Here is a 13,978-nt window from a genome sequence, read left to right on the forward strand (position 1 = left end):
ACGATGAGTCTTAGCGAACAGCAGGTTCTCGAACTGGTCGGCGCGCTGACCGATCCCAACACCAACAAGCCCTACGCGGCGGCCAAGGCGGTCAAAGCTGCGCGCGTCAGCGGTGGCAGCGTCGAGATTACGATCGAGCTTGGTTATCCGGCGCGCAGCCAGTTTGCCGGCATCGCCGCGCAAGTCGAAGCGGCGTTGCGGGCGCAGCCGGGCGTCAGCGCGGTGCGGGTGCAGGTGAGCAGCCGCATCGTGCCGCACACGGTGCAGGGCAACGTGAAGCTGCTGCCCGGCGTGAAGAACATCATTGCGGTGTCGTCCGGCAAGGGCGGCGTCGGCAAGAGCACGACCGCGGTGAACCTTGCGCTCGCGCTGGCGAACGAGGGCGCGCGCGTCGGCATTCTCGACGCCGATATCTACGGCCCCAGCCAGCCGCAGATGCTGGGTCTGGGGGGCGAACGCCCCGAGAGCGAAGACGGCAAGACGATGCTGCCCCTTCAGGCGCATGGCTTGCAGGCCAACTCGATCGGTTTCCTGGTCGATGTCGAGCAGCCGATGGTCTGGCGCGGCCCGATGGCGACGCAGGCACTGCGCCAGTTGCTGATGGATACCAACTGGGACGAGCTCGACTTCCTCGTCATCGACATGCCGCCAGGCACCGGCGACATCCAGCTCACGCTTGCGCAGATCGTGCCGGTGACCGGCGCGGTGATCGTTACGACGCCGCAGGACATCGCGCTGCTCGACGCCCGCAAGGGCCTGAAGATGTTCGAGAAGGTCGGCATTCCGATTCTCGGCATCGTCGAGAACATGAGCATTCACATCTGCTCGAACTGCGGCCACCAGGAATACATCTTCGGCGCCGGTGGCGGCGAGAAGATGTGCGCGGACTACGGTGTGCCGTTCCTCGGCGGTTTGCCGCTGGATATCCGTATCCGCGAGCAGACCGACTCGGGCGTGCCGACGGTGGTGGCCGAGCCCGAGGGCGCGCTGGCCGATGCGTATCGCGGCATCGCGCGCAAGGTGGCGATTGCGATCGCCGAACGTCAGCGCGACATGCGTTTCAAGTTCCCGAATATCGTGGTGCAGAACACCTGAACGCCGCCTTGCGGGGCAGAAAAAGAAACGCCGGCAATTGCCGGCGTTTTTTGTTGAATTCGGCTCGGTCTCAGCCGAATGCGAACCACGCCAGCACGGCGATTAACGCCGCCCCGCCGAGGGCGATTGCAATCAGGTGGGTCGTGTTGCGCGGAGGCTTGGATGTGGGCACCGGGGTGTCGCTGTCGGGCCCCATCACCATGATTGTGGTGGCGCCGTGCACGTCCGGTATGTGCGTGGGTGGATCGGGAAGGCGCACAGACTTGACCGGCAGCTTGATCAACTGAGGCGCCATCTCGGGGGTGATCGTCGGCGGGCCGTTCGGCGCGGGCCGCTTGGTTTCAAGGTGAGCCATCGCGCGCAACGGGGTTGCGCGGATTTCGGTCTTCAGTTGTTGCGGCGGAATCTCGGGGGGCTCGTGGGGCCGGGTCTCGGCTGTCAGCGCCTGGATCGAATCAAGATAAGTCGCCACGATCAGGTGATCAGGGTTCGCCTCTTCACTGGCTTGCGGCGCAGGCACCCCCGGCTTTGCCTGGGCCGGCTTGCGCGGCACGATGCGGGTTGGCAGCACCGATTGTTCGGCGAGCTCCGCGCGGGTCGGGTCGAAGGCTTCACGGACCCCGGCAGTGGTCTCCGACGATGCCCCCATGCCGTAATGCGGGAGGTTGTGGCTGGCGAGGTGCGTGCGTTCCGGATCGAAAGCTTCGCTTACGCCGCTGGTTCGCTCGGCGGCGGGCGGTTTATTGAACTGCGGCGAGGGGGTGTTGGGCAGGTCGGGCGGGGCCAGTACATCCTCAGCCGCCACCACGGGCACGGGGCTTGGGGCCGGTTTGGCTGGGGGGGCTGCAGGGCTTGGGCTGGCAGCGGGTGCCACCGGTGTTTCCGGCATCGGCTCAGCCGTGGCACGCATGCCGATACGCGCAAGAAGCGCCACGTAGCGCTCTGCACTGGCTTGATCGAGGTTCTTCTTGAGGATCGCCACGCGGCCGGAGAACATCATGCGCGCTTGCTCTACGCTGGCCCCGAGCCGCGCGGCCGCTGTCTCCATGACTTGTTCGCGAATGTGTCCTTCGATCACATCGCCACGGAAGGTGATCCGGTAGCGCGTCTCCATCGGGTTTGCCTGGCCTTTCAATTCGGGTCGGGGTGCTGTCGGGCGTCGGTGCGGCAACGCCGCCGCGATGACATGGGGGCGGGTGTGCGTCGCAACGAATACCCGGCATCATAAATTGCGATGCGTGCTTTTTAAGTGATTCGCCATGCCGCGACTCAGAATTTTGCGTTCGGGCGCTCGATTGTGATGTGCCATCCTTCATTGCGGGTCACGACGCGGTGGTCGGCGATGGCCCCCCAGCCGATTGCGCGGCCGTCTTGCCAGAGCACCGGCGTGGCGGCGCGCCACCAGGGCGGAACCGCCGCTTCGCGTGCGAGCGTCTTGATGTCGCGTGCGGGGCGGCCTGGATGTGGCTGGAGGCGTTCGCCACCTTGTCGCCGCCTGAACCGCAGCGCGCCCGGCTGCAATGCCAGTGCGCCCGGCTCGGCGCCGCGTCGCAGGTGGATGCAAAGATCGCCCCACTGCAGCGTTGGTTCGCCCTGCCAGACGGCGTCTTGCCCCGGCGCGGGCGCTTCACCTTGCTCGAACCACACGTTCCCGTCGTCGGCGCATAGCGCCCAGTCGCCAAAGCGCGCGCGCCAGGGCGGGTTGGCTTCGCGGAGCTGCCGCAGCGCTTCGAGCAGTTGCGGGGTGTCTGGCGGGGTGTAGCCGTGGCTTGCAAGGCGGGCGCGTATCAGGTTTTTCAGTCGCGCATCGCTTAGGTTCAGCAGCGCTGCGCGGGCGGCGCCGCGTGGCCCGGCTACGGCGGCCAGATCACGCAGGGCCAGTTCGTCGAGCAGGCCGGCGGCTTCGTCGAAGTGCCGGGCGGCGCGCGCAAGCGCGGCCTCGGCGCCAGGAAAGCGCTGATTGAGCGGGGCAAGCAGGGTGTGGCGAAAGAAGTTGCGGCTGTAGTGCGTATCGGCGTTACTCGGGTCCTCGATCCAGCGCAGTTGCGCCGCAGTGGCCCATGCGTGCAGGCAGGCGCGGGATTCGTCGAGGAGCGGGCGCAGCAGGCTCGGCGGGCCGCCACGTGGATCGGCCTCGCGCATGGCGGCCGCACCATGCACGCCGCTCCCGCGGGTAAGCCGGTGCAGCAGGGTTTCAGCCTGGTCGCCGCGGTGGTGGGCCAGCACCAGCGCGTCGCCGCCGAGCCCGCGCAGGGCGGCATGGCGGGCGGCGCGGGCCGCCGCTTCGATGCCCTTCCCGCTGCGACGGTCGACGTCCACCACGAGTACCGATACCGGTACCCCGAGCGCGTCGCCGACCTGCTGGCAGTGCCTGGCCCAGGCATCCGCCTGTGGCTGCAGGCGGTGATTGACATGCGCGGCTTCAAGCCGCAAACCCAGCGCCGGGGCGCTGCGGGCCAGCAGGTGAAGCAGCACGGTGGAATCGAGCCCGCCGCTGAATGCGGCAATCAGGCGTTGCCCGGGTTGGGTGAGGCGGGCGAGGGTGGTGCAAAAGCGCTCGGGGAGTGCGGCGACGTCCGCAGGAAGGGGCGTCGCCGGCACCGCCGGGTCAGGCAATCGACTGTTCCTTGAAACGGCCGTAGCTCATGATCTTCTCGAAGCGCTGTTCGATCAGTTCGTTCGTGGACAGGTCGGCCACTTGCCGCAGGGCCTCTGCGAGCCCGCGCTTGAGTGTTTGCGACATCGCGCGGTGGTCGCGATGGGCGCCGCCGATCGGCTCGTTGATGATCTTGTCGATCAGCCCGAGCGACTTGAGGCGCGAGGCGGTGATGCCCATGGTTTCGGCCGCGTCCGAGGCGCGCTCGGCGCTCTTCCACAGGATCGAGGCACAGCCTTCCGGCGAAATGACCGAGTAGGTGGCGTACTGCAGCATCATCAGCTGGTCGCCCACCGCAATCGCGAGCGCCCCGCCGGAGCCGCCTTCACCAATGATGGTGGCAATCAGCGGCACCTTCAGTTCAGCCATCACGTAAAGGTTGCGGCCAATCGCTTCGGACTGCCCGCGCTCTTCGGCGTCGATGCCCGGATACGCGCCGGGGGTGTCGACGAAGGTGAAGATCGGCATGCCGAATTTTTCGGCCAGCCGCATCAGGCGCTCGGCCTTGCGGTAGCCCTCGGGCCGTGGCATGCCGAAGTTGCGCAGGATCTTCTCTTTGGTGTCGCGCCCTTTCTGATGGCCGATCACCATGCACGGCGTGCCGTTGAAGCGCGCAATGCCGCCGACGATCGCCTTGTCGTCCGCGAAGTTGCGGTCGCCGTGCAGTTCCTTGAAGTCGGTGAAGATGTGCTCGACGTAATCGAGCGTGTAAGGCCGCTGCGGATGGCGCGCCACCATGGCGATCTGCCACGGCGTGAGCTTGGCGTAGATGTCTTTGGTGAGTGCCTGGCGTTTGACCTCGAGGCGAGCGATCTCTTCCGAGATGTCGACCGCCGAGTCGTCCTGCACAAAGCGCAACTCTTCAATCTTGGATTCGAGCTCCGCGATCGGTTGCTCGAAGTCGAGGGCAGTGATTTTCATGCCGGGCCGCAATTTGAAAGGTGGGCGATTGTAACCGAAGCCCCGGTCAAGGAATTGCTGCCTGCTTGTGCAGTTGACCTGACCCGGACGGCTGCCGTGCGCGCGGCCCGGCCACGCATCGGCCGGCGGCCTCAGTGGCTGGCGGCCACCTGATAGCTGCGGATCTCGTACCGATCGCCTTGTTCAAGCATTGATAGTGGCGTCAGTTTCAGCGCCTTGTTCTGCCCCAGCAGGAATAGCGGCGCGCCGGGCCGTACCCCCGGTGCGGGCACGACCAGACGGATCGTGGCATCGCGCTGCAGCGGGTCGAGCAGTAGTACCCGCACATGCTGCGAGCCATCGTCGGCGTCGGCGGCGAGCGGGTGCCAGGACAGTACTTCGACGCCGACATGAATCGTGCTATCGGCACTGCGCTGCATTCGCCGCACGACCGCGGCGATCCAGCGGGTGCCGTCGTTCGAATGCAGGCCGAGCAGTGCGCCGATCCGCAAGCGGCTGTTTTCATCGGGCGGAGCGCTGAGCCCGATGCCGTGGGTGCTCGCGTCGCGCTGCTCCCACAAGGCGTTCTGCCCGCCCGCATGGTTGCTGAGTTGGTCGGCGAGGGGGTCGAGTCCTTCCACCACATGCAGCTTGCCGGGCAGTTTGTGGCGGCGGTGGCGCCGCACCGGCGGGGTCTCCGACCAGTGATGGATCAGGTGATGCAGCAGCGCCGAGAGCAAGGCGGCATCCTCGGTGGCCGCACCGAGTGCGGGTGGTAACTCGCCTTGCTTGACTTGCTGTTCCATTTCGAACAGCAGGCCCAGGGCGTCGCCGCCGCTGAAGTAGCGTATCGTGGGTCCGGGCTCGGGTGGGCGTGCCATGCGCATCGGCGCATCGCCGCGCGCCGGGTCAATCCAGAAGACGGTGCTGCGATCCGGGGTGGTGCTGAGCAGGAGTGAGCCGAGCACGTAGTGGATCACCTGGCCCGCCAGCATGATCTGGCGTTCGGAGAGTTCGTCAAGCGCTGCCGTTGCGAAGGCTACCGTGCGCAGGTACTCGCGCTCGGCGGTGGTCTCGGTCTGCCGCCCGCTGCGCAGGCGCACCGGTTTGGTGGCTTGCTCGTTCTGCAGCGCAACCAGGTAGGCATCGCCACAGCGGCGCCAGTGGTTCGGATCGAAGGGGCCGTAGCGCAGGGCGTCCCAGCGCTGCATGGCGCTGCTGGCGCGCAATTGCCGCACCGATATGTCGGAGGCCAGTTGCGCATAGGGTTTGCGGCCGTTCTCGATGAGTTTGAGCAGATCCGCGTAGCGCCCGCACAGCATCGCGAGGTAGTGCCGCGTGCGTTGCCAGCGTTGGCTGGCAACGGCCCCCCACTTGAGGGTGCTCGACACATAGCGTTCGGTCAGGTGCCGGGCATGGGGCTGCATGGCTTCGTCGAAGCTGAGCAGGAGCCGGAACAGCGCAGCGGGGTCGCTGCCTTCGTCAATCGGCGTGAGCGTTTCGAGCCAGCCGGTGGCCTCGCGCAACGCGTCGTCTGGGGGCAGCGCGCCGATCTCGGTGACCGCGCGCTGTAGTTCGCGCACGTCGGCAAGCGGGTGGTCGGGGCGAGAAGGGAAAAGCTTGAGCATGCGGGCCTTTGTCGTGTGCGCCAGAACGCAGGGCGATGTCCTGCCTGCCCATGGCAGATAGCATCGCACCAATGCCGGGGCGCTGTCACCGGTACAATGGCGACTTTTTTCGGGCCGGTATCAGCGATGCGCCAGTATCACGAACTCATGCGTCACGTGCTCGAGCACGGACACCGCAAGTCGGACCGCACCGGTACCGGCACCCTTTCCGTTTTTGGCTGGCAGATGCGCTTTGATCTGGCAGAGGGCTTCCCGCTGGTGACCACCAAGAAGCTGCACTTGCGCTCGATCATCCACGAACTGCTGTGGTTTCTGCAGGGCGATACCAACATCCGCTACCTGAAGGAAAACGGCGTTTCGATCTGGGACGAATGGGCGGACGAAAACGGCGAACTGGGGCCGGTTTATGGCAAGCAGTGGCGGCGCTGGGAAACGGCCTCGGGTGAGACGGTTGACCAGATCAAGCAGTTGGTCGAAGGCCTCAAGAAGAACCCGGATTCGCGGCGCCACCTGGTGTCCGCCTGGAATCCCGGCGAGGTGGACAAGATGGCGCTGCCGCCCTGCCACGCGCTGTTCCAGTTCTACGTGGCCGAAGGCAAGCTTTCCTGCCAGCTGTACCAGCGCAGCGCAGACATCTTCCTTGGCGTGCCCTTCAACATTGCCTCCTACGCACTGCTGACGCTAATGATTGCGCAGGTCTGCGGCTACGAGCCGGGCGATTTCGTGCACACCCTGGGCGATGCGCACCTGTACTCCAACCATCTTGACCAGACTCGCCTGCAGCTCTCGCGCGAGCTGCGCCCCCTGCCGACGATGCGGATCAACCCAGAGGTGAAGGATCTGTTCGCCTTCCGCTTCGAGGACTTCGTGCTCGAAGGCTACGACCCGCACCCGCACATCCCGGCGCCGGTGGCTGTGTAATGCCGCGCATTGCCCTGATCGCCGCGGTGGCGCAGAACCGTGTGATTGGCCGCGACAACACCTTGCCCTGGCGCCTGCGTGATGACCTCAAGCGCTTCAAGGCGCTGACGCTGGGCCAGCCGGTCGTTATGGGCCGCAAGACCTGGGATTCGCTGGGCCGGCCCTTGCCCGGGCGGCGCAACATCGTGATCACGCGCCAGCAAGGCTTGGTCCTTGAAGGCGCCGAGGTGCTGCATTCGCTTGACGAGGCCTTGGCCGCCTGCGGCGAGGTCGAGCGCATCTTCATCATCGGCGGTGCGCAGCTGTACGCCGAGGCGCTGCCCCGCGCGGACGAACTCTGGCTGACCGAAGTGAAGGCCGATGTGGCCGGCGACACGGTTTTCCCCGAGTGGCGCGATCAGGGCTTCACCGAAGTGCGGCGCGAATCCCGGCTGGCGGACGCCGCGCACGATCACGACTTCGATTGGGTCGACTACCAGCGCGTGAGCTAGTCGCCGGGCCGCCGCAGCGCGCGGCGCGCCCTTAATGCCGCAGCAGCGGCTTGATCAGTTGCTCGGCGCCGTCCCAGACGATCTCGATGCCGATGCACAGCACGACAAAGGCCGTCAGGCGCAGCAGCACGGTGGTGCCGGTCTTGCCCAGCAAGCCGACGATGCGGTCGGCAAAGCCGTAGCTCAGGTAAATGATCAAGGCGATCACCGCCACGCCCAGCACCGCACCCAGCGGTGCGGCGATCGGGCGGGTGCCGTCCTTGTAAATGCTGGCACCCAGCGTCAGGGCAACGGCAATCGAGCCCGGCCCCACCGTGAGCGGAAAAGTGTGCGGATAGAAGGCCCGGCTGGCAGCCACCGGGCGCGTCAGTTCAACCCGCTTGGCCGGATCATCCTGATGGGCATCGTCGGTCTGCAGCATGTTCCAGCCAATCGACGCGACCAGCATGCCGCCGGCAATCTTCACGGTGGCCGTCGAAATGCCGAAATACTCAAGCACATAAGAGCCGATGAACATGGCGCACAGCAGCAGCAGCGACGCATTCCATGCCACCTGGCGCGCGAGGTAGCGGCGCGTGTCCGCCGAGGCGCCGTGGGTGAGCATGAGGAAGATTGGCGCGCCCCCGGGTGGGTTGATGATCGGCAGCAGCGCGGCCATGATCAGCGCGGTGTTCTTGACGGTGTTCTGAAGGATTTCGAAGAGCATGGGCGGTGCGGTTTCCAGCAAACCGCGATTGTGCCGCAAGCGGCGTCAGCGCGGCTGCCAGCGTCGCAGGAACAAGCAGGCCGCCGCCGCAAGCCAGCCCAGCGAGTGGGCCAGCAGGGCCAGCAGTTCGGTGCGGATGGCCGAAAACGGCGCGCCAAGCTGATTCACCGCCAACGAGGCCTGGATGCCAGCCGTGGAGGGCAGCAACCAGCGCAGGGTTGCGATCGGTTCGGGCAGCGACTCGGCAGGCCAGGGGAAGCCGGAAACAAACAGCATCGGGATCGACGAAAACAGCAGCATCTGCATGCCACGCTCGCGCACACCGAACAATTGCCCGAGAAACAGCCCGAAGGCGCTGCAGGCGAGGCCGAACAACACCGCCACGCTCAGCATTTCGGCCAGGCGTGGCGCTTGCGGGTAGCCCTGGACGTGATAGACAAAGCCGAAGAAGTAGAGCGCGTTGAGGCTGCCGATCAGCGCAAAGGCCAGCCACAGCCCGAGCAGGCCGCTGACCGGCGCGGCGCGCAGCTGCCCGGCCAGCGTGCGCTGGCCCGCGGCCTGTTGTTCGGCCCAAAGCCCCAGCAGCAGCGAAATGCCGATCACCAGCGTCTGCTGCACGATCAGCGGCGCAACGCCGGGCACCACGTAGCTGCCATACCCTTCGTTCACGTTGAAGAGGGGGCGCGCCAGGTAATTGACCGGCATAGCGGATTCGAGCGCTTGCCTCGCCGTCGCGCCGCGGCTCTCGAAGCGACGCACGTCAATGCCGGCCGACAGCGTGCCCGCCGCGCCGGCAAAGCCGCTCAGCAGGGTTTTGCTGACCAGCGGGTAAGCGCCGTTGCCCACCACCTGCAGGACTACATGTTTCCCGCGCATCAGATCCGCGCGAAAGCCGCTCGGGATCACCGCGACGCCGAACACCGCGCCACTTGCCAGGGCTGCCTGCGCGGCGGGCAGATCGCTGGAGATGCTGCGCACGTCCAGCTGCGGGCTGGCCTGCGCGAAGCGGATCAACTGGCGCGACAGCGCTGTGTGATCCAGATCGACCACCGCGACCGGAACGCGTTCAAGCGTTTCGCGCTCGTAGGGCAACGGGTAGAAAAAGGAATAGCCGACACAGGCGATCAGCAGCAGGAGCACCGCGCCGGGGTCGGCGAGTACTGCGCGCCAGGTGGCAAGGACGGCACGGCCGATATTCATCGTGCGCCCCAGCGTTGCGCTTGCCCCGCCACCCGTTTGAGGGCGATCGCGGCGCCGACGGTGCCGAGCATCAGCATCAGCAGCAAGATGCCCAGCGCCGGCGCCGACTCATGCAAAGGCGTGCCCATTTGCCACTGCTGGCTTTGCAGTTGCAGCCACCAGGTTAGCGGCAGGATCGCCGCCCAGGCTTTCGCGGCAAGCGGCATCGCCATCAGCGGGAAGGCTTGCCCGACGTAGGCGAAAGCCGGCGCGGTGTAGAAGCCCACCACACTGAGCGCGGTGCGCAGGTTGGCGGTGAGGGCGGCAATCATGGCGCCAAGCAGCAGGTAGGCGGCCACCATGGTGAGCATGCCGAGTGCCAGCATGGCGTGCGCGCCCCAAGGCACGGCGCTTTGAAGCCCGCCCCAGGCGATCAGGAACGCGAGCCCCCAGATCGCGAACACCGCGAAGGCCGGCAGCAGCTTGCCGAGCAGCGCCGCAAGGGGCTGGCCGTCGGCAACCGCGAGCCAGTCAGGCAGGGTGCGGTCACGGATCTCGCGGCCGACGACACTGACGCCGACCACCATGATGAAGATTTGCAAGACCGACGGCAGCAGCGCGGCGCCCAGAAAGGCCCGATAGTCGATCGATTCGTTGTAGAGGCTCACCAGGCTCAGGCTGATCGGCTGCGCGCTCTCGCTCACCGCCAGCGGGGACTCACCGCGTTTTTCACGGGCGACAACGCGGATACCTGCGCCGAAGGTGAGTGTGGCCGCCTGCACATCCTTGGCGACGATGCCGGCCGCGGTGGCGAACTGGGCGTTGTAGAAGAACAGGACGTCGGCGCCTTGTGCGCGCTTGAGCTTGCGCTCGAAGCCGGCGGGGATCTCCACCACGCCGTAGATCGTGCGGGCCTGGATCGCATGCGTGGCGGCCTGGTGATCGCTCGGCGCGGTGACGATGCGCACGCCCGGCGCCGCGTCGATCAGGCGGGCGAGCTGGCGCGACAGCGGCGAACGGTCGGCGTCAAGCAGGCCGATCGGCAAATCGCGGATCTGCCCGGCAGCGAAGATGCCGGCGATCAGCAAGAAGCTGATCAGCGGCAGCCAGAGCAGCAGCGCGCGGTCCCAGCGATCGCGCGCGAGGTGGGCCAGTTCACGCCGCAGGCTGCGGCGCAGGGCGGCAATGAACATCGCGTCAGCGGCGCACGACAACGCTCATGCCGGGGTGCAGATCGGCCTCGGGCTTGAGCGGATGGGCAATCACTTCAAAGGTGCGCAGATCGACGCCCTGCGTGCCGCGCACGTTCTTCCAGGTCGCGAAGTCAGGCAGCGGGGCCAGACGGGTGACTTTGAACCGCAGGGTCTTGCCGAGTGCCGGAAGCTCGGCGTCGAATTCGGCACCCAGCTTGAAGCGAGCAAGCTGGTCTTCGCGCACGTTGATCACGGCCCAGCTGTCCTTGCGGTCGACCAGGGTGATGACCGGAAAGCCCTGCGGTGCCATTTCGCCGGCGTGGATCTGCAGCTTGGCCACTTCGCCGGCCGCCGGCGCGCTGATGCGCGTTTCGTTCAGGTAGGCGGCCACCTCGGTCATCGCGCCGCTGGCCTGGCGCGCCTGCGCGGCGGCGGCGGCCTTGTCCTCGACCCGCGCGCCAGTGCGTGCCATGTCGTACTGCGCGCGGGCCGCGTCGGCCTGGGCGCGTGCGGCGCGAGCCTGGGTTTGTGCTTCGTCGTGCTTTTGCTGGGCTATCAGGCCTTCGCGGTAGAGGGTGGCAATTCGCCTGGCGGTGGTTTCGGCCAGCTCGGCAGCGGCCACGGCCCGCTGCCAGTTCAGTTCCGCCATGCGGATTTCCTCGCCGCGGGCGCCGGCCTGGGCCTTGCTGCTGACCGATTCGGCCGCTTCGTGCGCGGCCGTGGCTTGCAGCATCTTCGCCTTGAGTTCCGGGCTTTCGATCTCGAACAGGGCTGCGCCAGCCTTTACCTGCTGCCCTTCGGCAACCAGCACCTGCGAGACGCGGCCCGGCAGCTTGCTTGCGACATCGATCGTGCGCGATTCGATCTGGCCTTGAATTGGCAGGCTGGCCGGCCCGCTCGCGGCCCAGATGCCCCAGGCGATCAGGCCCAGCGCGGCAAGGCCGACGGCTGCGGAAGCGATGAATTTCTTGTTCATGGTTGGGTGACCGTGACGGGGGTAGGGCGCTCGATGCGCAGATCGGCGTGTTGGGCGTACTCGGCAAAGCGCTCGCTCTGGCCACTGGCTTCAAGCAGTTCGGCCAGGGCTACGACATAGTCCCGAGCGGCCTGGGCGCGGTCGATCTGCGCGCGCGACAAGGCGAGGCGCGCATCGACCAGATCGAGCGAGGTACTCAGGCCTTCGCGAAAGCCGCTTTCGCGCAGCTTCACGTTCTCGTCGGCGAGGGCGATGCTCGATTCGAGCAGCAGGTAGCGCTGGCGGGCCTGTTCCACCTCGCGCCAACGTTTGTCGATGAGGGTGCTGATGTCGTCGCGCGCCTGTTCGGTGTAGGCGGCAAGGCCCGCGCTCTGGCGCTGGCTGGCGGCGATCATGCTGCCGCGGTCGATGCGGTCGAACAGCGTGAAGCGCAGGCCCACGCCGACCACCCAGTCCGGTTCCACTGGCGTCAGCACTTCCTTGTTGAACTGGTAGGTGCCAAAGGCGAAGACTTCCGGCATCAGAGCCGAGCGCGCAATCGTTTCAAGCTGTGCGGTCTGTTGGCGTTTGGCGTCGAGCAACGCGAGGCCCGGGTGTGCGGCCAGGCCGTGTTGCGCCCAGGTCTCGATCGGTTCGAGCGGCTTGCTGCGTACGAACAGCGGTGAGCTGGGCGAGACGTCTTGCGCGCTGACCAGCATGCGGTTGAGCGCAATCTGCGCCAGCGCGCGCTCGTCCTGCGCCTTGAAGAGGTTGCGCTGCGCTTCGTCGTAAGCCACCTGGGCGTGCAGGCGGTCAGCGCGCGCAATCATGCCGGTCTTCTCGAAGCGTTCGGCCTGATGCAGATGGCGGGTGAGCGCGGCCGCTACGGCGGTGCGCACCGCCACGGCGTGTTCGGCCAGCAGCAGGCCGTAGTAGGTTTTCACCAGTTGGGTGGTGAGCGCCTCGCCGGCATGGCGCTCTTCGGCGCTGGCTTCGGCCGTGCGCGCGGTGGCCAGATCCTGCGTGGCGCTGATCTTGCCGCCGGTAAAAAGCGGCCAGTTGAAGCCGACGATCGGGCGCACGCCTTCGTTCTTGTACTGGTATTCGACGGTGGAAGGCAGCTGCGGCAACTTGATGCCGGTGGCCCCCCCGATGACGCCGACCGCCTGGTTGAGCTTGCCGGTCACGGGCGAAACATCGACTTCGTAGTCGCGTTCGAGTTTCGAGTACATCACCGTTGCATTGACTTGCGGCAGCGACAGCGAGCGGGTTGCTTGCGCTTCCAGCTCACGCGCTTCGCGATGCAGGCGCGCGGCGCGCAAGGTGCCGGACTTGTCGGCCAGCCGCAGTTGCGCCTCTTCAATGCTCAGCGGTGCGGCACCGGCACTGGCTGCGCCAAGGCTGAGGGCAAGCAACAGGGCCGCGTGCCAGGGCGTGCGATGCAATGCGGCTGCGAGCGGAGTAGGGCGGGCAGGTGTGGGCACGGCGGGTCTTTCGATCAGCGGACGCCCATGGTAGCGACTGAAGGCTGCTTAGGCAATTACATGGGCACTTCGGTTATCGGCGCAGCGGCGCTTGGGCGCCAGGATTCACGCCGCCATCCATGGTCTCACGCCGCCGCGCATGGCCCGAAGGTTTACCATGGCGCCCAGCGCTCCGATACCCACTCGCCACTCCCCACTCCCGATACCAGCCCCCACCGTGCCGCCCATCACACGCCTGAACCCCATCGTCGCCCTTGCCCTGCTGTCATTGACTTGCCTCGCCACGGCCCGCGCCGCCGCGTTCGAGTTTGAGGGTTTCGCGCTCGGCATGCCGCATGCGCAAGCGAGCACGCTGCGGCCAGACGTGGCGTGGCAGCCCGATGCCAGCGGCGCGGCCGGCAGCATGGCGCGCAAGGAATTCACGGCCAGCTACCTGGGCCGCGAGGCCCAGGTTTCGATTGGCCTTGACCCGGAAGGCAAATTTGTCCGCCTGATCGCGTTCGCCTTCCGCCCGGAGTCCGGCAGCCAGTGCATTCTTGATGCCGTGGGGGCGCGGCTGCAACTGGAGAAGCGGATCGGCCCGGCGATGGAATCGAGCAACGAGGCCTTCGGGCGCCGCATGAAGTGGATTGACGCCGATGGCGCCACCGTGCGCTGGCTTGAAGCGTGCGCGGTGGATGCCGGCGGCTATTTCGTGACCTACGCGAAGCCGGCCGACTGAGCCGGCGCCCATGCAGCGGAGCAGGCCACGCCACGCTGGCCTGCTCCGT

Annotated in this window: 13 protein-coding genes; 4 read left to right on the plus strand and 9 right to left on the minus strand. The window is 66.7% G+C overall.

What is annotated here, in order from left to right:
* Nucleotides 1-3: 3 nt before the first annotated feature.
* Nucleotides 4-1,095, plus strand: coding sequence for an iron-sulfur cluster carrier protein ApbC (apbC, locus tag OPU71_RS02765; protein ID WP_267724796.1), 1,092 nt, complete (start codon nucleotides 4-6; stop codon nucleotides 1,093-1,095).
* Nucleotides 1,096-1,165: 70 nt separating this feature from the next.
* Here apbC and OPU71_RS02770 read toward each other — a convergent pair whose 3' ends face one another.
* The 4 genes from OPU71_RS02770 to OPU71_RS02785 all read right to left on the minus strand — a co-directional run bounded on the left by OPU71_RS02770 (nucleotide 1,166) and on the right by OPU71_RS02785 (nucleotide 6,279).
* The gene (locus tag OPU71_RS02770) at nucleotides 1,166-2,209 is read right to left on the minus strand and encodes a hypothetical protein (RefSeq protein WP_267724797.1); all 1,044 of its coding nucleotides are present in this window, start codon (nucleotides 2,207-2,209) and stop codon (nucleotides 1,166-1,168) included.
* Between the two features lie 155 nt (nucleotides 2,210-2,364).
* Nucleotides 2,365-3,711 (minus strand): tRNA lysidine(34) synthetase TilS, encoded by a 1,347-nt coding sequence (gene tilS, locus OPU71_RS02775; protein WP_267724798.1) that lies wholly within the window; start codon nucleotides 3,709-3,711, stop codon nucleotides 2,365-2,367.
* The gene (locus OPU71_RS02780) at nucleotides 3,704-4,672 is read right to left on the minus strand and encodes an acetyl-CoA carboxylase carboxyltransferase subunit alpha (protein ID WP_267724799.1); all 969 of its coding nucleotides are present in this window, start codon (nucleotides 4,670-4,672) and stop codon (nucleotides 3,704-3,706) included. Before OPU71_RS02780 ends, tilS begins: the two co-directional genes overlap by 8 nt.
* Nucleotides 4,673-4,803: 131 nt before the next feature.
* Nucleotides 4,804-6,279: a hypothetical protein gene (locus OPU71_RS02785; protein ID WP_267724800.1), complete on the minus strand. Its 1,476-nt coding sequence runs from the start codon at nucleotides 6,277-6,279 to the stop codon at nucleotides 4,804-4,806.
* Nucleotides 6,280-6,405: 126 nt separating this feature from the next.
* Between OPU71_RS02785 and OPU71_RS02790 the strand changes: the two genes are divergently transcribed.
* On the plus strand, nucleotides 6,406-7,200 hold the full coding sequence (locus OPU71_RS02790) for a thymidylate synthase (protein WP_267724801.1): 795 nt from the start codon (nucleotides 6,406-6,408) through the stop codon (nucleotides 7,198-7,200).
* Entirely contained in the window at nucleotides 7,200-7,691 is a 492-nt protein-coding gene (locus OPU71_RS02795; protein ID WP_267724802.1) for a dihydrofolate reductase, read from the plus strand. Before OPU71_RS02790 ends, OPU71_RS02795 begins: the two co-directional genes overlap by 1 nt.
* Before the next feature lie 31 nt (nucleotides 7,692-7,722).
* Here OPU71_RS02795 and OPU71_RS02800 read toward each other — a convergent pair whose 3' ends face one another.
* Genes OPU71_RS02800 through OPU71_RS02820 form a run of 5 tightly spaced genes read right to left on the minus strand, consistent with a single transcriptional unit; the run spans nucleotide 7,723 to nucleotide 13,208 of the window.
* Nucleotides 7,723-8,397 (minus strand): MarC family protein, encoded by a 675-nt coding sequence (locus OPU71_RS02800; protein ID WP_267724803.1) that lies wholly within the window; start codon nucleotides 8,395-8,397, stop codon nucleotides 7,723-7,725.
* 45 nt (nucleotides 8,398-8,442) lie between these two features.
* Nucleotides 8,443-9,597, minus strand: a complete 1,155-nt coding sequence (locus tag OPU71_RS02805) for an ABC transporter permease (protein ID WP_267724805.1) — start codon at nucleotides 9,595-9,597, stop codon at nucleotides 8,443-8,445.
* A complete protein-coding gene (locus tag OPU71_RS02810; protein ID WP_267724806.1) occupies nucleotides 9,594-10,769 on the minus strand; it encodes an ABC transporter permease in 1,176 nt (391 codons plus the stop codon). The genes OPU71_RS02805 and OPU71_RS02810 overlap by 4 nt, the downstream gene beginning before the upstream one ends.
* A 4-nt stretch (nucleotides 10,770-10,773) precedes the next feature.
* Nucleotides 10,774-11,745: an HlyD family secretion protein gene (locus tag OPU71_RS02815; protein WP_267724809.1), complete on the minus strand. Its 972-nt coding sequence runs from the start codon at nucleotides 11,743-11,745 to the stop codon at nucleotides 10,774-10,776.
* The gene (locus OPU71_RS02820; protein WP_267724810.1) at nucleotides 11,742-13,208 is read right to left on the minus strand and encodes a TolC family protein; all 1,467 of its coding nucleotides are present in this window, start codon (nucleotides 13,206-13,208) and stop codon (nucleotides 11,742-11,744) included. Before OPU71_RS02820 ends, OPU71_RS02815 begins: the two co-directional genes overlap by 4 nt.
* Before the next feature lie 217 nt (nucleotides 13,209-13,425).
* Between OPU71_RS02820 and OPU71_RS02825 the strand changes: the two genes are divergently transcribed.
* Nucleotides 13,426-13,929 carry a hypothetical protein gene (locus OPU71_RS02825; RefSeq protein WP_267724811.1) on the plus strand — a complete coding sequence of 168 codons (504 nt, stop codon included), beginning with the start codon at nucleotides 13,426-13,428 and terminating at the stop codon, nucleotides 13,927-13,929.
* The last annotated feature ends 49 nt before the right edge of the window (nucleotides 13,930-13,978 follow it).

Origin of the sequence: Niveibacterium sp. 24ML, from assembly GCF_026586805.1 — a bacterium.
Lineage (GTDB): Bacteria > Pseudomonadota > Gammaproteobacteria > Burkholderiales > Rhodocyclaceae > Niveibacterium.